General features: G+C 39.7%; 29 protein-coding genes. All 29 read right to left on the bottom strand.

All coding sequences use genetic code 11. The features are described 5' to 3' along the window. Positions 1 to 31: 31 nt before the first annotated feature. A complete protein-coding gene (locus tag GPS65_RS02665; protein ID WP_151022617.1) occupies positions 32 to 211 on the bottom strand; it encodes a hypothetical protein in 180 nt (59 codons plus the stop codon). 492 nt (positions 212 to 703) lie between these two features. Further along, positions 704 to 1,192, bottom strand: coding sequence for an SMI1/KNR4 family protein (locus GPS65_RS02670; protein ID WP_161985314.1), 489 nt, complete (start codon positions 1,190 to 1,192; stop codon positions 704 to 706). Positions 1,193 to 1,203: 11 nt separating this feature from the next. Next, positions 1,204 to 2,172: an HNH endonuclease signature motif containing protein gene (locus tag GPS65_RS02675; RefSeq protein WP_161985315.1), complete on the bottom strand. Its 969-nt coding sequence runs from the start codon at positions 2,170 to 2,172 to the stop codon at positions 1,204 to 1,206. A gap of 101 nt (positions 2,173 to 2,273) precedes the next feature. After that, complete coding sequence (locus tag GPS65_RS02680; RefSeq protein WP_161985316.1) at positions 2,274 to 2,657, bottom strand: ArpU family phage packaging/lysis transcriptional regulator; 384 nt, start codon at positions 2,655 to 2,657, stop codon at positions 2,274 to 2,276. Between the two features lie 75 nt (positions 2,658 to 2,732). After that, positions 2,733 to 3,095: a hypothetical protein gene (locus GPS65_RS02685; protein ID WP_161985317.1), complete on the bottom strand. Its 363-nt coding sequence runs from the start codon at positions 3,093 to 3,095 to the stop codon at positions 2,733 to 2,735. Positions 3,096 to 3,122: 27 nt separating this feature from the next. Continuing rightward, positions 3,123 to 3,467 (bottom strand): YopX family protein, encoded by a 345-nt coding sequence (locus GPS65_RS02690; protein ID WP_161985318.1) that lies wholly within the window; start codon positions 3,465 to 3,467, stop codon positions 3,123 to 3,125. Between the two features lie 28 nt (positions 3,468 to 3,495). Then, positions 3,496 to 4,482 (bottom strand): DNA-methyltransferase, encoded by a 987-nt coding sequence (locus GPS65_RS02695; protein WP_161985319.1) that lies wholly within the window; start codon positions 4,480 to 4,482, stop codon positions 3,496 to 3,498. Positions 4,483 to 4,502: 20 nt separating this feature from the next. Beyond that, positions 4,503 to 5,762: a DNA cytosine methyltransferase gene (locus GPS65_RS02700; protein ID WP_161985487.1), complete on the bottom strand. Its 1,260-nt coding sequence runs from the start codon at positions 5,760 to 5,762 to the stop codon at positions 4,503 to 4,505. 82 nt (positions 5,763 to 5,844) lie between these two features. Next, positions 5,845 to 6,153: a hypothetical protein gene (locus GPS65_RS02705; protein WP_144469022.1), complete on the bottom strand. Its 309-nt coding sequence runs from the start codon at positions 6,151 to 6,153 to the stop codon at positions 5,845 to 5,847. A 233-nt stretch (positions 6,154 to 6,386) separates the two neighbouring features. Continuing rightward, complete coding sequence (locus GPS65_RS02710) at positions 6,387 to 6,584, bottom strand: DUF6877 family protein (protein WP_144527231.1); 198 nt, start codon at positions 6,582 to 6,584, stop codon at positions 6,387 to 6,389. Positions 6,585 to 6,792: 208 nt separating this feature from the next. Further along, positions 6,793 to 7,017 carry a hypothetical protein gene (locus GPS65_RS02715; protein ID WP_161985320.1) on the bottom strand — a complete coding sequence of 75 codons (225 nt, stop codon included), beginning with the start codon at positions 7,015 to 7,017 and terminating at the stop codon, positions 6,793 to 6,795. A 32-nt stretch (positions 7,018 to 7,049) separates the two neighbouring features. After that, positions 7,050 to 7,256, bottom strand: a complete 207-nt coding sequence (locus tag GPS65_RS02720; RefSeq protein WP_161985321.1) for an XtrA/YqaO family protein — start codon at positions 7,254 to 7,256, stop codon at positions 7,050 to 7,052. A gap of 73 nt (positions 7,257 to 7,329) precedes the next feature. Continuing rightward, a complete protein-coding gene (locus GPS65_RS02725) occupies positions 7,330 to 7,611 on the bottom strand; it encodes a hypothetical protein (RefSeq protein ID WP_161985322.1) in 282 nt (93 codons plus the stop codon). 285 nt (positions 7,612 to 7,896) lie between these two features. Then, positions 7,897 to 8,604 carry a hypothetical protein gene (locus GPS65_RS02730; RefSeq protein WP_161985323.1) on the bottom strand — a complete coding sequence of 236 codons (708 nt, stop codon included), beginning with the start codon at positions 8,602 to 8,604 and terminating at the stop codon, positions 7,897 to 7,899. Between the two features lie 31 nt (positions 8,605 to 8,635). Next, positions 8,636 to 9,016 carry a replication terminator protein gene (locus GPS65_RS02735; protein WP_161985324.1) on the bottom strand — a complete coding sequence of 127 codons (381 nt, stop codon included), beginning with the start codon at positions 9,014 to 9,016 and terminating at the stop codon, positions 8,636 to 8,638. After that, complete coding sequence (locus GPS65_RS02740; RefSeq protein ID WP_161985325.1) at positions 8,995 to 9,453, bottom strand: RusA family crossover junction endodeoxyribonuclease; 459 nt, start codon at positions 9,451 to 9,453, stop codon at positions 8,995 to 8,997. The genes GPS65_RS02735 and GPS65_RS02740 overlap by 22 nt, the downstream gene beginning before the upstream one ends. Then, a complete protein-coding gene (locus tag GPS65_RS02745; RefSeq protein ID WP_161985326.1) occupies positions 9,450 to 10,043 on the bottom strand; it encodes a hypothetical protein in 594 nt (197 codons plus the stop codon). Before GPS65_RS02745 ends, GPS65_RS02740 begins: the two co-directional genes overlap by 4 nt. Further along, positions 10,040 to 10,240 carry a hypothetical protein gene (locus GPS65_RS02750; RefSeq protein WP_144481892.1) on the bottom strand — a complete coding sequence of 67 codons (201 nt, stop codon included), beginning with the start codon at positions 10,238 to 10,240 and terminating at the stop codon, positions 10,040 to 10,042. Before GPS65_RS02750 ends, GPS65_RS02745 begins: the two co-directional genes overlap by 4 nt. Before the next feature lie 14 nt (positions 10,241 to 10,254). Next, positions 10,255 to 11,547 carry a replicative DNA helicase gene (dnaB, locus tag GPS65_RS02755; RefSeq protein ID WP_161985327.1) on the bottom strand — a complete coding sequence of 431 codons (1,293 nt, stop codon included), beginning with the start codon at positions 11,545 to 11,547 and terminating at the stop codon, positions 10,255 to 10,257. Next, positions 11,519 to 11,806, bottom strand: a complete 288-nt coding sequence (locus GPS65_RS02760; RefSeq protein ID WP_161985328.1) for a replicative helicase loader/inhibitor — start codon at positions 11,804 to 11,806, stop codon at positions 11,519 to 11,521. The genes dnaB and GPS65_RS02760 overlap by 29 nt, the downstream gene beginning before the upstream one ends. Beyond that, a complete protein-coding gene (locus GPS65_RS02765; RefSeq protein ID WP_161985329.1) occupies positions 11,803 to 12,648 on the bottom strand; it encodes a hypothetical protein in 846 nt (281 codons plus the stop codon). The genes GPS65_RS02760 and GPS65_RS02765 overlap by 4 nt, the downstream gene beginning before the upstream one ends. A 201-nt stretch (positions 12,649 to 12,849) precedes the next feature. Beyond that, on the bottom strand, positions 12,850 to 13,554 hold the full coding sequence (locus GPS65_RS02770) for an MBL fold metallo-hydrolase (protein ID WP_161985330.1): 705 nt from the start codon (positions 13,552 to 13,554) through the stop codon (positions 12,850 to 12,852). Next, the gene (locus tag GPS65_RS02775) at positions 13,551 to 14,474 is read right to left on the bottom strand and encodes a recombinase RecT (protein ID WP_161985331.1); all 924 of its coding nucleotides are present in this window, start codon (positions 14,472 to 14,474) and stop codon (positions 13,551 to 13,553) included. The genes GPS65_RS02770 and GPS65_RS02775 overlap by 4 nt, the downstream gene beginning before the upstream one ends. Further along, complete coding sequence (locus GPS65_RS02780) at positions 14,471 to 16,441, bottom strand: ATP-binding protein (protein WP_161985332.1); 1,971 nt, start codon at positions 16,439 to 16,441, stop codon at positions 14,471 to 14,473. The genes GPS65_RS02775 and GPS65_RS02780 overlap by 4 nt, the downstream gene beginning before the upstream one ends. 102 nt (positions 16,442 to 16,543) lie before the next feature. Beyond that, positions 16,544 to 16,762, bottom strand: a complete 219-nt coding sequence (locus GPS65_RS02785; protein ID WP_144500326.1) for a YqaI family protein — start codon at positions 16,760 to 16,762, stop codon at positions 16,544 to 16,546. Continuing rightward, positions 16,759 to 16,956, bottom strand: a complete 198-nt coding sequence (locus GPS65_RS02790; RefSeq protein WP_161985333.1) for a hypothetical protein — start codon at positions 16,954 to 16,956, stop codon at positions 16,759 to 16,761. The genes GPS65_RS02785 and GPS65_RS02790 overlap by 4 nt, the downstream gene beginning before the upstream one ends. 178 nt (positions 16,957 to 17,134) lie before the next feature. After that, on the bottom strand, positions 17,135 to 17,257 hold the full coding sequence (locus tag GPS65_RS19605; RefSeq protein ID WP_274379580.1) for a hypothetical protein: 123 nt from the start codon (positions 17,255 to 17,257) through the stop codon (positions 17,135 to 17,137). 54 nt (positions 17,258 to 17,311) lie between these two features. Continuing rightward, positions 17,312 to 17,587, bottom strand: a complete 276-nt coding sequence (locus GPS65_RS02795; protein ID WP_161985334.1) for a hypothetical protein — start codon at positions 17,585 to 17,587, stop codon at positions 17,312 to 17,314. Between the two features lies 1 nt (position 17,588). Continuing rightward, positions 17,589 to 17,846 (bottom strand): helix-turn-helix domain-containing protein, encoded by a 258-nt coding sequence (locus tag GPS65_RS02800; protein ID WP_224558650.1) that lies wholly within the window; start codon positions 17,844 to 17,846, stop codon positions 17,589 to 17,591. Between the last annotated feature and the right edge of the window lies 1 nt (position 17,847).

Consider the following 17,847-nt stretch of genomic DNA (forward strand, 5'->3'; position numbering starts at 1 on the left):
TAATAATGGAAAATTCCACTTATTAACCATGTTATTTTCTTCGGACCCGGCCGCCTTGTCGTTGATACGTTTCGCGTCTCGTTCCCATGATTTCTTCCCAATCTCGTGTCGTTATTGGATCAGCATCGTTCTCCTTCTTTCTATTAGAACCAGGAGCAATGCTTTTAAATTGCTTTAATGTCTCTTTAGAAACAGAATCCCTGATCTTCATTTCACTCGCTCCTTGCCGAATAAGCACCACCTTACGCTATTCGCTTAAATAGATTTTGATTTTGTAATGATGACTACACTCCGAGAGGATGCCAAGTACAGTCAATCATCAATTAAAATGAAAAACTGTCCTCGATACGGCCGCCGCAGACCAGCTGCTATCCAGGCTCAGAATGTCCCTCTCGTATGGCCACATTCCTCAACACCTTTGTTCCGTATCCAGATACGCCATTGATAAGGGAAAGACGCGTCTCCCAATAAAAAAGCGGACACCAATCAAGGCACTTAAAGTGCTCAATGATCAGCGTCCGCAGGTTCTTCCTTCTGGACAAAATATTCACGTTCATTTGCTTGTCTCTATCATACGATGATCCGCTCAGGAAAAAAGGTCCCCTTTTTATCCCCCTTTTTGTCGGCTTTTCCTCGGTTTTTTGTCGGCTTTTTCTCGGCAATGCAAATAAAAAAAGTGCCCATAAACATGGACACTTTAATTCTATAATTCCCAAAACGCTTCGCCTTCAGAATCAATATACTTCCGAAGGAAATTTTCAAAATCTACATCAAGGAGTCTATATTCTAAACCATCTTCAAATAGATAAAGGTTGGGATTTTCCTTATTTAGTATCAAGTAGCACCCTTCAAAAAGAGCGGCAATAGCTGTTCCATCAACCTGATCAAAAAAATCATTAGACAACTCGGATTCGATTTCTTCTAAACTGAAAACGTGTAATCCTCCACCCACCTTTTGCCCAAAAACTATGTCTTCAAATATTCTTGCGCCATTATGTAGACATAAAAACTCTTTGAGATCGTTAGGTAATGCATGATGTTTCTTTTCAAAACATTTTAGATTTTCTTTATCAGCTGGGGCATTGAAGGTACAGCACTTTTCATAGACTTCGCCGTCTACCGAGTATTTGATGATGTTTTTATCATCTAATTGATTTTCAAGCTCTTCTAATATCTGCACGATCCTACTCAATCTTTCACCTTCTATCTATATCCTCTCCACCAAGGGGAAACCTCTTGTTGATGCAACGTTCTTGTGAGTACATATAAATTACCCATTTTATTATCTCCACCATATTCTAAAGGAATAACATGGTGTATGTCTGAGCCAGACCAATCCCATTTAGGATCGCCGTATTTACCAATATACCACCTGATATATTTATTACGGATATCCTTATCTCTCTTAACTCTATCTTCAGGCTTATACCATTTCATATTTGCTTTTGTTGGTGCTGGCAATGATTTACCACTATGACTATTATGAATTTGCGGATATTCATAAGCATTTTTATTAACTAGATATGTTTCTGTTGTACTTTGTTTAGTACCTGGGGCACTTCCGACCCAACCGGCTGTTAGTAAATCGGATTTGTACACAAATTTCGTTTTCACCATTTTATACGTTTTAGATGCTGTAGCACCAACTTTTATCTGAGAACCCGTAAATTCTTTTGTATAAGTTGAAATTGCGTTATATTTCCCCGCATAATCATCTCCTACAAATAGAGTGCTACCTACAATTACAATAACCGGCTTCGCTTTGCCAATAATACTACGAATTGTAGAACTATGAGTAATTGACTTTTTCGATTGATCTAACTTAAACAATGTATCAATGACGATTGTATTAGCGACTTTGGTATTTGCGTCTGGAGTCTTTTTAGTACTCTTATTCTTGGTGGATGGTTGAAGCACTACGGTGTCACCCTGTGGCATATTTCTTTGAGGTGGATCATGAGGTTGGTTTCTAAATTGTTGTCTTGCCTGGTCAATTATATCAGATTTACTCTGTATTTCTTTTGCATGTCCATTTTCGTCAACTTCTAGTACATGTGTCTCTTTGTATGTTGTGATACCATCCTTTGATTGACTAGCTTCAGCATCACTTGTCCATAACCATGCTGCCAACAGAAAAACCATAAAGAAAATCGAATAAGCAAATTTTTTCATACCGATACTCCTTTTCCAAATTATTTACAACAAACCCAATATACAATATATGTATCTATTTATAAATGATCCTAAAATACCATATGTACAAAAAACAGCACTCATATGATTCCGAGTGCTGTTGAAAGATTAAACGTCGCTTGCTTCTTCAATTTGTAATACCGGTCTTTCTTCAGACCCAGTTCTTCACACACCTCCAAATCCTTCACCACACGCGGTGTCAGGTATTTCATCCGGATGATGTCTTGCTCAATTTCATCCAGGCTGTTTTCTAGCGCTCTTTCTATTTGCCGGACCTTCAGTTCATTTAAAACTTCCTGGTTCCTGAGAGAAGGAAAAAGCCCTGTTGCACCGTTTGCCTCCTGTTCCTTTCTGTTTTCTTCAAGAACCTTCAGTGCCCTATAGACCTTCAGCTCCTTGATCAGAGCATTCCGAACGTGTTTCTCATCGATCTCTGGCAGTAAGGATAATTGTTCAGCTCCCATTTTCTCAACCTCCTATAAACAATGAAAGACATAGACCAGGGCAATTTTGCGCCGATCTATGTCGTATAATTTTATTCAGTTATTCGCAACCTGCATTGAAGAAGGATACAAAGCAGCTTCAACCTTTGCTAATATCCCTTTTTCGATTTTATTTAAATAATGCCCGTTCATTTCAGTAAAAAGAATGTTGTCCTTGATGGCTGCTAGTTCTGATCTATCAAACAATAGTTCTTCTATTAAAATCCACTCACCCATTTTTATAAATGCAACAATACAGTCAGCTTGATAAACATGTGATTCTACATCAATGTTATTTGTAATATCATACAAGTCTGTGTTTTCCCTTTTTGATGCAGTAAAGATCATATCAAGCAAACTTTCATTTCCTTCTTTGATTATTTTCTTTGATAATTTAAAACGAAACTGTTCTTTAAGCATTCTACTCCCCCCTTATTATTGCGCGATCTACAATAGATCAGGATATAGATCAGGATTTTGATAGATATTTCCGATGACCTCAAAAGTCTTCCCACAAAACAGATAATCACGAAGTGGATGAGGTCGTTGGTCTCCTAAGTAACCAATTACGCAAAAACATCCATCATCAAAGACAACTTGTGCTGAGTTCTTTTGGTCATCAACTACGATATCCCCCTCATAAATCTCAACGCCGTTTTTATCCTTCAATCCGGTGTACTGCATATAATCACCATGTTTATCAGCGAAAATTTCATTGATATCACCATCAAATGTGGGTTCCATCATCCCAATTCTACTTCCATACCAACCTCTAAACTTGATTTCTCTCATTCTGTCTCCTCCTAAGCCGCTAGGCTGTTTATAGGTGATGCAACAGTTCAATTTGCACGCCGTTTAAGCGTTTGTTTGCAATCTTTATATATTCAGGATTCAATTCAATTCCGATAAAATTTCTACTATGCTTTATTGCCGCTATACCTGTTGTTCCTGATCCCATGAATGGATCCAATACAATGCCATCTACGGGGCAGCCAGCTAATACACACGGCTCTATCAGCTCCACTGGATATGTTGCAAAGTGAGCGTCTTTGGTTGGCTTGGTTGCAACGGTCCAGACTGAACGCTTATTCCGCTTATTTCTGATAGCTCTAAAAGACAGATCACCATACTTTCCTTTGAATGAGCCGCGGGGCTTGTCCTCTCTCCGCCCTAGTTGTTCCAATCCGAATGCGCCTCGTGATCCTCTTGGTGGATCCGGAAACAGTTTGTAAGCAGCTTCTTCTTTAATTGCTTCATGATCGTAATAATACTTTTGTGATTTTGAGAGAAGAAAAATATATTCGTGTGAGGATGTCGGTCTATCCCTCACACTCTCCGGCATGGCATTTGGTTTGTTCCAAACAATGTCTTTTCTCAGGTACCAGCCATCTTCTTGGAGAGCGAAAGCAACGCGCCACGGCAAGCCTATTAAATCTTTTGATTTTAATCCGGTTACTTTGTTTGAAAGATTTATAACACCGCTTCTTTGACCAACAGACTGTTTATGTTCAATACCTGGATGCGCTTGGCCGTTCGCAATTCTTCCACGACCGCTTCCAGCATAAGCGTCTCCTAGATTCAGCCAGACAGTGCCATCATCCTTTAAAACTCTCTTAATCTCTCTGAATAAAGAAACGATTTTTTGAATGTATTCTTGAACGGTTTCTTCTAAACCGATTTGCTCAGTCATTCCGTAATCTCTTAACCCCCAATAAGGCGGGCTAGTGATCACGGTTTGAATTGTATCCGGCGGCAGCGACTGAACAACCTTTATGCAATCGCCTTGAATGATTTGATTCAGGTCCATGCGGCACCTCCTTCCAGCTGTTAGTTTGCTTTGCTATAATATTTGTTCATGTGTACAGGTACACATAGTTCAGGTAAATTCGCTCTCACCAACTGCTCCGCAAATTGCGGTGGAACACTATTCCCCACCCTGCGTATTTGGTCCGATTTATTACCGATGTTAAATGTATATCCAGGCGGGAATCCCTGCCCTGCAAATAGTTCGTTCGGTTGCAACATACGTAATCCGATGTCAGCAATTCTCTGACCATTTGTGCAAACAGTTGTTAATGCAAATCGGTCTTTGGTTGTAATGGTATGCAATGGCTCATCTAATCGTTGGCCTACTCCTTGGCCGTAATACTTAGTCAAATAGGCAACGGTGACTAGTCCGAATCTATTGCCGCCAGCTGTGATTGTGTGTAATGGACGATCAAGCGAAAGACCTCTTACATCCTTTTCTGATTGCTCTGTGTAATAGCTAATCAAGAAAGCGGCTTTGCTCTTATCCGGCACCATTACAGGACTTGGATTATTTACAATGAATTTCTCAATACCTCTCTCAATTCTTTTCAACGTATTTTCGACTAACGGCCGTTTCCTGCTGAATATACTAGGGACCCCTATGGACCAATCTATAATTTCGTAAGAAGATCGCCACGGCTTGAGCTTTCCCGTTTGAACAAGAAGGCTTTTAGGATCTGCATGTGTTGGCTTCGGCCATACGATTTCTTTTCCATCACACCTAGCAACCATGAAAAACCTCTTTCGTATGGTTGGCGCTCCATAGTCACAAGCCGTTAACTCTCTGAACTGCACTTCATATCCAAGTGATTCCAGCGTTTTGACGAATGATTGAAATGTCTGTCCCTTTTGTTCCTTGATCGGTTTACCTTCTTTAGAGATAGGCCCCCAATCTTTGAATTCCTCAACGTTCTCGAGCATGATGACGCGTGGCTTAACTGCTATCGCCCATCTGACAGCAATCCACGCAAGCCCTCTGATACCCTGTTTTACAGGCTTGCCGCCTTTTGCCTTTGAATGGTGTGTACAGTCAGGAGAAAACCATGCTAGACCGACTTTCCGCCCCTTAACAGCTTCTTTCGGATCAACATTCCACACAGATTCACAATAATGCTCCGTGTCAGGATGATTTACCTCATGCATTGCAATGGCAGCAGGATCATGATTGATGGCTATATCAACTGATAACCCTGTCGCAAGCTCGATTCCTGTACTCGCTCCCCCGCCCCCTGCAAAGTTGTCCACTATGATTTCTCTAAAAAGATCAATCTGTTTCATTGCATCAACCCAGCGATGACGATAATCGCCATGAAACCAAGCAGAGTTAAGATGACAGGCCCGTTTGACTCCTGCTTCGCCATCAATACTCCTCCTCATGTCTTGCCTTGATCCTTTCAAATTCTTCGATTGTATAATCTACATGAGCAGGATCGTAACAGCTTTTGAGATCGTTAATATCAAGCGGAGCATTGTGTTGAGACACAAGGTTGTAAAAATCGGTTAAATCTTGATCACTTGGTTTCTCACGATCTTTTCTAATGAGACACAAAGCATCTGTAATTTCTTTTACATCTCCGTTAGGATCGGTTAAATCCATAAAATCAGGTCCATAGCTTAGGTAGCGTTCAGTATGTTTATTTTTAAATACAATCGCTGGCACAGTTTTCATATCAGAGGCCCTCCTGCAAATCTTGTATATCGCCTTGATAAAACGTGTTTTGCTTAATGACTTCAAAAATAATTGGTCGTTCTCCCAAGTGAGTACAAGATCCATACATATCAATTAATGCGTTTCGCATTTCGTCCTCACTAGGATAGTGATCCCATCCTCCCAAAAGTCTTATGCCTTGTACGTTTAAATAAAAAATGCTTCTCAGTTCCACAATGATCTTCCTCTCTTTTTTATTCTGCTTTGGTCTGATGATCAAACCGGCGTAGCAGCTCATCTTTAATTGTTTCAGCTTTTGTTCTTTGTCCTTTGATGTAAGGGCTATTGATGCGATCACCAGACAGCACCGCATCCCCTATTCGTCGTTTGATGTCTTCCAGAGCCATCCAAAGCCCTTCATATGACATGTTTTCAGGTGGTTTAAACTCCATATGATCCTCCCTCAGAACAGTGTCAGCTGTTCCTGGTGTTGTTCTTTTTGCTTTATTAAAAAATGCCTGGCTTCAAATGCTCCATAGTGTGAGCCAGGACTATCAAATTTTGATACATAATAATGAGCAGCACCTAGAGGAAAGAGAAAGTATTCTACTCCCTTTTCTAGCGGTGTAAACTCATCAGTGAGACATATTCCCTTCAAGCTCATGCCACGATTTCCCATGGCAACCGTTCAACCCTTTTCATACTTCCAGCACAGCCAACTCGACCGATATTACGGCGTGCTGCTTGATAGGTAGGGTACGTGTCATGCTCACTCCATTTCCCGTTTGCTAATAGAGTAGAACGCCAATAGGCAACGTATCCGCTCGCTGTATTGACGATACAAAATTCAGCGTGAGGAGATTTTGAATACCAGATTTCTTTCATTTTGACTGCCTCCCTACAGGAGGAAACTCCTGCTATAGATTTATTTTGTGTGAACTGCTGTAATTTAAATTTGTGAACTGACCATCACGTGTTGTGATCTCAGTTTTTCCATACATTGGTGCTTCAGCTAAAAATGCTTCGTTGGAATGGCCATCTAGGATAATGACTTTCACTTCTCCTTTTTCAAAAAGCTGATCAATTGAGATGTTAGAGTCTATATGTTTGTAAGGATTCTTCATGCGCACAAGGCCTCCCATGTTATAATGAATTGTCGAGATTCATTAGAGCCGTAGCCTTGTGCTTTGGTTCTTTTTATTTGCACTCAAGAGCTTGCAAATCACGCACATACATTTCAAATAGATGCTTGTCCTTTATGTCTAAGGACATGTCAATAAGATCCTTTAAGCCAGCTTCAGTGACCGTCAAATCCAAGTTTTTAGCCCAATCTTCAGGATAGACACCCATTCGTCCGAAACGTGACTTTATTAAGAGATTTCCTCCGGTAGTCTCAAGAACATACCCAAGAACGTACAATCCTTCACGATCATCTTGACCTACCACTTCCACCCAATCACCTTTTACAATCTGCTTCATTTCTTGAAGCTCCTTCCGCATTTAGTACAAATTGGACCGTTAAAAACCCGAGTGTTAAAATCCAGCCAATAACCACGTTGCACCGAAACTATGTTTATACATTTGAAGCAGAAGAAGTATTTATGTTTGAAGAAAAATTTGATTTTATTAATCATCTGACAATCCTCCATCCTTTCCTGATCCGACTGTGCAGTTCATATTTTTTAAGTGGTTCATAGAGGTGGACGTGCTGTCCATCCTCTTTGCGATAAAGCAAGAACCACCGTTTAGAGCGTTTGCGTGCCATTACGCAATCACTTTGATTTTCTTCTTATTAATCTTTTCTTGCAGCGTTTGTACTAAGTATTTTCTAATAGATTCCATTGCTTTTAGTTTCCACGCACCACCATCTGCTTCAAAAAGGGCGCAAGCAGGACCGCTCTGCATACGAAAAACAAAATTTGATTCTGGCTGTTTCACTTCAACAAATGTTCTAAATGGAGCCAAAACTACTGGGTTAGGTACTTGTACATTTGCTACTGAAGCGGGACCAGCTTTTGCGACAACTTGTTGAGATACACCGTCATCACCTATTGTTTGCACCGCTTCCTCTTTGATATTTCCAACAACTTTCAGCATGATGTCCCTGTCCTCATTCTGTACAAAAACTGATTGAAGTTTTATGTTAAATGTTTCAGGATCATAAAAACTATCAAATCTGAATGAAGGTATCATTGCTTCAGCTTTAATAAAAACCTTTCTTTCAGCATCTCGGTTTAATTGAGAATACACAGTTATTGATGTTGGAGATTCAACATGTACCATTAGCTGCCCTGGCTCATCAAAATTAGACTGTAGATATTCCACTAAACCAGACAAAGAATGTACATGAATTGAATGTGGTATAGGTTCCTTAATTCTTGATAATGTTTCAGTTGAATAAACTGCATCCCCAACTGTCCAAATTTTTGTATTAGCCAATCCTGTAATATATTGAAGTGCTTCTTTAATCATTTTTCATTCCTCCAGTACTTATTTTTAATCATTAATTTGATTTCTTTTGTTGGTAATTGATGATTTTATGGCCATCATGTTCTGCTATATCACCCGAATCATCAATGTATGTTTGTCCTAAAATTCCAGATTTGAGTTCAGCTCCCGATACATTACCCTGCAAGTCGGTGTCCATAAATAATTTCGCTTCTACTTCTCTTGCTGGAGCGAGTTGAGATTTTGCTACTACGTTTGTAAAGACAACATCTCGGCTTTCATCTCCATAAAGTGCTACTTGGATAGTTAGTTTTCTTTTTGCTTTTGGATCTGTATTTGGATCAGCAATGTTTTCTAAAATACGTTGGAGTTCAATGTTGAATTGTTCTTTCAATGCACCTTCTGCAAAAGAATTTAGATTAATGTTTGTTGACATAACTTTTCCTCCTCGTGGGTTGGTGTAAGAGTAGATACTTCGACTTCAATTCTTGGTGTGCTGCTGTAAAACTTGCTAACATGCAGATCAACAATTTGACTATCATCCTGCCAAATGACTTTATTCAGACCATCTTTTATCCCTTTGATGTAGTTATCAACATCGGGCTTCTTCGCTGGCCTCAACTCGCCTCTTTCAGCTTCTGCGGCCTTTTTCTTGCTGAAGCTCTTCAACAATGATTTATAGACTTTAACCCTCAATTCCAGAGGACCTGTAAGGAGTTGTTCGGGACGATGATCACTAGCAGCCAGCTTGACATAAGACTTAAAGTCTCTTGATTTTTTCGGATCATACAGCCTTGTCATGCCATTTACAGTCGTAGCCCGAGGTCTTCCCTGTGCAACCGGCTCTGCGTAAATGGTGAATGCTATTTTCATAGTTTTTCAGCTCCTTGAACATAACGACTTTTCGCATGGTACAAGTACCCTTCCTCATCTTCGTGATCCCAGCCATTTACGAGATCAGCTGGCATGATTTTCACCTTTGTTTCACAGCTATCACATGCGGTGAATTTAAAGCCCTTAAAAACCTGTTTATCCTGTTTCAATCCACACTCAGGACATTGAAATTTTGTCTTACATTTCACGCGATCTCCAATGCTCGCACTTAAAGTTCGTTCATTATTCAAAAGAGCAGTTGATCTCGGTCTCACTCTTTTTGGTTCTGTTGCTTTTGAGGAAACAGGAATAGCTTTCTTTTCATCGTTTGACTTAGACATAGATTGATATTGATGAAATGGCTTGCTGTGATTGGTCGCTTTATCAGTATGAGTTGGTTCTATCGCTCTGTTAACTGGTGATGGGGCAACTGCTGAAGCCCTTTGTCTTTCGTTTGGATTAAAAGAACCTCTATGCATGTACATGTCTAATTTAGTGATCAACTGACCGAATTCTACAGCGGTGTAATTATCTGCTTCAAAATTCACTTCTTTACCCGTAGTGCTGTCCTTAATTTGTAATTTAATCATTCCGCTTCCTCCTCAATCTTCATTCTGGCGTTGAAAGTCTCAATATCTTTTCCTTGCTCAAATTTGGCTGTAATGACTAGCATTTCGAGTTCATAGAGAGTTTTATCTGCGAGACTTGCAATCTCATTCGCTTTATATCCAATGCGCTTCAGTTCATTGAGTAGGAACTGTTTACGCTGATCGCTATTGATTGTCATGTTCATTCCTCATTTCACATTGCGGCTTCCATTTGCCGCGATAGATTTATAAACTTCCCGTACTCTTTCACGAATGCTGCGTTTATGGTTCCTGTTGATCCATTCCGTTGTTTTGCAAAAATGATTTCAACAATGTTTTTAGCTTCGCTTTGTTTGTTGTAGTAATCATCCCGATAAAGAAAGGTCACAATATCAGCATCTTGCTCGATGCTTCCAGAATCACGTAGATCGGACATCATTGGACGTTTATCATTTCGATTTTCTACGCTACGTGAAAGCTGTGATAACAAGATGATCGGAACGTTGAAACTTCTAGCCATATTTTTAAGTTCTCTCGTGATCTCACCAACCTCATGGTTTTTGCTCTCAGCTTTACCAATCGGCGTGATAAGCTGAAGATAATCAATGATGACTAAATGATCTTGATCAGGATGATCTTTCTTGGTTTTTCTTATCCTGGAACGGATGTCAGCTAATGTTTGGGTAGGCTGATCATGAATATAAATATCTAACTTTTCATATTCGCCCATCGCACTATGGGCACTATCATAATCATCCTCGCTGAAGTATCTCTTTGGATTCCTCCACTTCGTGCCTTCAATACTCCCTATGCTGCTTAACATTCGGTGTGTTAATTGTGTATCAGACATTTCTAGCGAAAATACGTCCGTTACTCCGCCATTTACCGCGTTATTATAACCAAGGTTAAGAGCAAACGCTGTTTTACCCATCGATGGACGAGCAGCCACAATAATCAAATCACTCTTCTGCCAACCGCCTGTCATGGCATTAAGATCCGCAAGACCCGTGTTGACTCCCGTCAGATCACCATGATCTTCTTCCATGCTCATAAATATTTCTGTTAGAACATCCATTTTCGTGCGAGTCTCTTTTACACCAACCTCTTGAGCTTCAATGGTTTTTTGATAAAGCTCAGTGATGCCCTCATCAGTAGGAGAACTGGCAAATGCTAAAGCTGCACTTTGCACATCTCTCAGTCTAAAAGCCTCGTAAATTAATGTTTCATAGGTTTCAAATGAATGAGTAGATGGAACAGCACTTGCTAGGTTAGTTAAGTATTCAAATCCACCAACTGCATTTAACGTGTCCCCCATAGATGCAGCGATATTGGCCATTTCAACAGGCTTACCTAGCTTGTCCACTTCTCTCATCGCTTCAAAAATTTGCTTGTGACGCTTTTCAGCAAAATGCTTAGACTCTAAGGCTGTTTCCTTGATTAGATCGCCTTCAAGGATGATACAGCCGAGCAAAAACTGTTCAGCCTCTACGTTTCGCAAATTTTGCATTCTTTTCCCACTCTTTCTGCTTCTCTAGAAACTCGTTTTTCTCTTGTTGATGTACCTGTATTTCTGCGATTACAGGCGGGAAACGTTTTTCAGCAATATGCTGATCAATCTTTTTTAAAACAGGTTCATATGGCAGTGCCGTTAAATGCTCTAGCCAAAGCCTGATTCTTTCTTTTCCGATCGCATCTGTAGAAAGTTCAAATCTAGGGTAGGCAGCAGCTATCCTTGTTAAGATAGCCATCGCTTGTTCTTCAGTCATGCTAATCCTCCTCCAAATTTAATGCCTTTTTCTTTGGCATAAGCCTCTAATGCTGACAAGTTGTCTTGTTGTTTCTTAGGTTTAAATTCAGATATATTGCTAGGTTGATTGTTTTTGGCATGCCATCGATCAAGAATGCCCTTCTCCAGGTAAGAAAACGATTTGATGCCATCCGCTCTATGTCTTGGTCGGTATTGATCGAATATCTCGTCGATCCACACCAATATGTCTTCAAGGGGTATTTTTTCATGAATAACTCTTTCGATGGCCTGTGCATCAGCAGGAGTTAGCATCAATCCACCTTTTCGGGACAAGTATTTATCTTCGATTTGTTGGAAAGGAGAATCATTTCCTATTGGCGATCTCTCTTCTTCCTCTTCTTTAAATTCTTTAATTCTTAAATTCTTAACATTCTTGTTTGTGGACATTTGATGGTCATTTGATGGACATTCGTTGGACATTTGATGGTCACTAGAATGGTCAATCAACTTATCATCCTGTTGGTAAAGTGCCCATTTATTAATGGTTACAAGAGAATATTTGGTGGTCTTTTTGATGGACAAAAAATTCATTTCTTCTAATTTTTCTAACCATCTATAAACCGTTCTTTCTGATTTTGCTTTATCGGATTTAGTCAAACCATCATTGAACATGTCAAACAAATCAAAGCGACCAGTTACAAATTGACCAGGCTCTAATTCCACCACCTGATTACCTATCATTTGTTGTCTTGATTTATGGCTCGCTTCAGTAAGACAGATGAGCCAAAGCCTAAGTAAGTTAGGGTTATTGAATACTGGATTACCTCTTAATTTCCGATGTAATTTGATCCAACCTCGCAAATGACTTCCTCCTTCCCAACTACTTGCGTTTGAGTCTACAAATAGCGTATTTGCCTTCAATTTTTACTAATTCGAGATGCGGTTCATACTTAGCCATATACGTGCTTATGTACATGGCCAATACCTTTTTCCGCATGTCTGGAGCTACTGATCTGGCCATCGTAATAAAACAATAGGGATAAGCTGTTTTAAAAAGATCGCTCATTTTGGTATATAGACAACCTTTCCTGTTTGTTTTGCTATTTCTTCTTTAAACAACCGCTCATCACTGTTTGTGTCAGATAGGTGCAACAACCATATTTCCTGCACTTTTGACAAGTCATTTGCAGCTAGGAATGTCTTTACATTCTCAAGGCTGAAATGCGACTGTATGAGGCGATTACGCATGCTTTTGTGAATGCTCCCATTCTCAATATTTGCATCCAAAATGGACTCTGCGTAATTGCACTCAACCATGATGTGCGTGAGTCCAGGGAACTTGTATTTGATGTAATAGGTGTCAGTGGCAAAGAGGAGCTTGTCTCCGTCCTCATTAGCCAATAGGAAGCCATACGGCTCAGATACGTCGTGTTGAACATCAAAGGGCATAATTAGCCACGTGCCGATCCTAAACGCCTGTCGAGCTTTTACAAGATTGATTCTGTGGTGCTCTTCCACTCCAAGAGCTTGTGCCGTTCCATGAGACATATAACAATCAATGCCGGCTCTCAATACATCTTTCAATGCCTTGCAGTGATCACCATGCTCATGAGTGATGAGGCAACCAGCGAAGCTCATATTGAAATCAAAAGCACGTTGCATCACTTTAAAGGTGATACCACACTCCAATAGGAGCGGGGTTTTACCATCAGTCACCCGATAGCAATTCCCCTTACTACTTGATGAGACAGAGTTTATTTCAATCAAAATGGTGGTTCCTCATTTAATGCAGACGGCTTTTCATCATGTTCATTTGATGGTTGTGGCTCAGGTGCTTCACTCTGCTTTATTTCAGGTGTTTCTTGATATCGTTCTGAATCTTCTTCAGGTTCATTGAAATCAACATCAATAATTTCTGAATTAGCATTCTCACTAATTTCTTTTTTCACTTCATCCGGTGTAACATCAACCCGCTCATTGTCATACTCATTCTCGGTTGAATTATTGATTGCTTGGACAAGTAGATCGCTGTCATCGCTTGTGTTTATATATCTTTTGGCAGCACGATTAATAACTGTTCTTTGGGCCATTTCCTGCGGAAACTTTTTCTGAACCGCACCACTTGTTTTCGATTGACTCCAAGCAGTTTCGATTTCTTTCTTTGTCATCGGGGTTAGTAACTCAATGTCATCAATGGTTTTTACAACGGCATAAGCTCCAATGATGTCTTTATCTCGGTTTTCAAGCTTCGTTTCATGTTTAATGAGTTTTTCTTGCCCTCCATCAATCTCATATTCAAAGACATCCCCTTCATAAATCACGTTTGACCATATATCCTTGACATTGGTCAAACGTTTCAGCACTGCTTGTGTGCCAAAATACGAGCGGTTCATCTGCAATTTATTCCCGTACACAATGAAATAACATTGAGTTTTTGCAGGGCTTAAACCTTGAACGACCATATCTAGCAAGGAATTGGCAATAGATTCTCTGGTGCAGACTTCTAAAGCAGGCTTCCCTGATTTATCCTTCACGTCTTGAAGTTTAAAAAATGCACTCTTTAATGCATTGCTAGCATTATAGTTTGATGGCAGGACTAACCCTTCATCTTGTAATCTGCCTAGACTATTGTTCACATCATCAGTAATGTTTTTTTGCACATGTGCCAATTGATTCTGATTACTCATCTGTATCCTCCTGTAACGTCATCTTGATTCACAACTCGCAGCTGCTTGTCTTTCTTGGAAACAACCAAACTAATAAGTTGTGAATCAGTTTCTATTAATTCAGTAACTGCCTCAGCGTTATCAACGAAGATCGGCGCAGAAATACCATAATGCTCATTTAGAGTATTAATGATGTCTAAACCGACATTGATTCGCGCCGCATTGTTTAGGCCTTTGGAGTAAGGTACACCTTCATACAGCGTTTCACAGGTCTCAGTTAGTCCACCATTCACTTGCTCTTCAAACAATTTGAAGCGAGCATACTTGAATTTGCTGTTTATCCGTTCTTCCATAAGGTTCATTTTGGTTCTGATGAACTCTTCAATCAGGAATGACTGCTGTTCTACCTCGTTATATTCATCAGCCATTTTCCGTTCTTCTTCCTTCAGCTCATTAATTCGATTGAGAGCCTTTTGAGCTTGATCGATGCGAGAAAGGTCATTGCGAATCAAGGTCATTTCCTGCTGTTTTCCCTTGATCTGTTCATTAATGGCTTGAACAGTTCCACTTGTCTCCTGCTCACCAGACTGGATCTCGTTATTGATCTTTTCAAGCTCCTCTACCTTGGCTAGATACATTGGATTATCGGAAAGCGGAGCAATGGACGTTTCAGCTTGTTCCATATTTTCTTTCAGTTTTTCTAAATTTGAAGCCTTAAATTTCTCTTCCAAATTCAACTTTTGAATTTGCTCATCAACTTCATACAGCTCATTTTGCTTACTGTCATATTCAATTCCTAATTGCTTTCCCTTATCGGCTATGCGCTCAAGAGAATCACTTTTTTGTAAATTGAATTTCTCAATAGCAGCTTGAATTTTTTCTTCCGGCAATGCTTGTCCACATGTTGGACAAGCTGTTTGATGATCCTCAAACGATTCTTCGTACTTTTTAGACCATTCTTTTCGTAACTCAAAGCGTTCTTTATCTATTTGAGATAGAAAAGGTGTTAAGTGCTCTTTCTTCGTGATCAAATTACTGAGATCATTCTGGATTTGAGAAAGATCGTTTTTCGCTTTGTAGTAGGCTTCTTTTTTCTCATTCACTACCTGAAATCTTTTTGAGTCATACTCATTCATAATTTGTTGCAGATCGATTTCGAGCTGAAGCACACGCTTCTTTCTATCTGCTCCTGCATCAGCTCTGATAGAGCGGACTTTATCTTCCAATGCCATAAGTGATGACTCTAGAGCTTTTAACTCTTCTTTCAATTGTTCATGGTCAAGATCACTGACATCATCAATAGAGAGGTTAATTTCATCTATCCTAACCGGATATTGTTCTAAGAGTTTAGTGATCTTTTTACGTTTTTCAGCAAGTATGCTCTTTTGTTCATCAAGACTTCTTTCATCTAAGATCGATTGAAGTTTTGATAATGAATTGTTTTTTGAAATAACGTCCTCATCAGTCACAGCACCACCGATCTCCATGAGAACATTTAGGCGATCCTGCCACTTCATTTGTTCGTTGAAATAACTTGGAGACGTAATGAGTTTGAAAATATCCTCAGAGATAATCTCATTGACCTTCTCAGCAAACTCTTTTTTCTTAACTGGTACACCATTCACATGATAATTGGTGGTATGGCCAGAAAAGACTTGCTTTGCTGATCCCCGTTTCTTGGTCCATTTCTCTGAATAGACCTTTTTCAATTCAACCGACTTTCCGTCGATTAAGAGTACAGCCGATACCTCATGATCAACGCCGCTTACCGCTTTGTTATCTTTTGAGAGCGTCTTGATCTCAAAGTCTTTTTTGTTTTGACTGTCTTTATCAAAGAGCAGCCACATGAAAGCATCAAATAACGTTGTTTTGCCTGTAGCGTTACCACCATAGACCTTTGCACTTTCTCCACCTGTTTCAAGGGTGAATGATTTTACACCCTTGAAATTTAATAGATGGAGTTCTGCCAACCTGATATTTTTGGTCATGAACAAGCCTCCATTGATTTACAGTGCCAACCTGCTATAATAGGGGTTGACACTTTTATTTTCTTTTTCTTGTAATTGGTTCACTTGTGGGAGTGAACCTTTTTATTTTGCATTCACAAAGGTAAAATCGAGTTGTTCCTTCAAGTAACGATTCAAATTATCCAGCAGAATCAGTTCCCCAACATTCTCATCAACGACGTATTCATCATTAGAGAAGATCTCATCCCCGAAGTAGTCAGTTCCAACAACATCGACAACTTCAATGCCTCTTGGGTATCCAGTAGCATTTATCTGTGTAATCATTGGATGTTCAATGTTCATGCTATTACCCCTACCTTTCTTCGGATCGCATCGGCTTTGAGCTTTTTAAACTTCTCAAACGCCTCTTGATTAGGAAAATAGAAATGTGGACTTCCCTTATCATCCTTGAGAATGGACCCATTAACTTTAGATAGTCTGACTTGATCACCAGTGTGATCACTGAATGGTTGAATAACCGCTTTATCAAAAAACATAGTGTTCGTCCTCCTATGATTTATTGATGCTTATTCGCATCGTCCGACTGCGGATGGTGCATGATTTGAGGGGATGGGGGGTGTGCGCATTGTCCATCCGCAAGCCGGACGACAAGAATAAAACTTGTCGTATTCTTTAAAGAGCGATATAATAAATTCGATCATTTCGATATTCGATTTAAGCAGTGAGTGTTGGAGCTTGCTGCTTTTTTCGTTGTCCTAAACCTAATTGAGACTTTAAAAGGGTTTCAGTTTGAAAATTAGAGATCTTCACAGCCTCGTTATCACGCAACTTACACATTTCCTTAACTTCCTTACCCTTCATCAATTTGCTCGCAGTGAACATGTATTTCATTTAAACCAACCCTTTCATTTTGTTTTTTAGTGATTTTGGATATTTGATTTTTGTAATACTTGCAGCCTGTTTTAATAAATGAACTTTAGCCTGGCTTTCGTAACGCTGAATTTGGTTTAATGATTTAGCAATATCTTTGTGAGCTGCTAATGCCGAAGCGATATCAGCACTCTCTAGTGCTTTCATTAATCTTTTTTGTAGTTGTTCAATACAGATCATTTCAGCTGTTATCCCTTCATGATCAATACTCTTGAAAATCGAATTTCGTTTCTTCATTTCATCCTCCGAACAAAGCCATGATGGCCGTTATTTGCTGTGTGACAGCCAGTGGATCAATCCCGCATAATGTAGCTATCATTGCTTCTTTAGCGTTTGTGGCTTCCATCCACCGTACATATGTAGGTACATCAAGTACCTTCTGATCATTTTCGATCTTCGATATGCAGCTACGAGATCGGCTAAGCATTTCCGCTAACTTCTCTTGGGAAATGCCTGCCTGCAATCGCGCTTTACGAAGCACCACACCCAACTTCACA

The sequence above is a fragment of the Bacillus pumilus genome, assembly GCF_009937765.1.
GTDB lineage: Bacteria > Bacillota > Bacilli > Bacillales > Bacillaceae > Bacillus > Bacillus pumilus_O.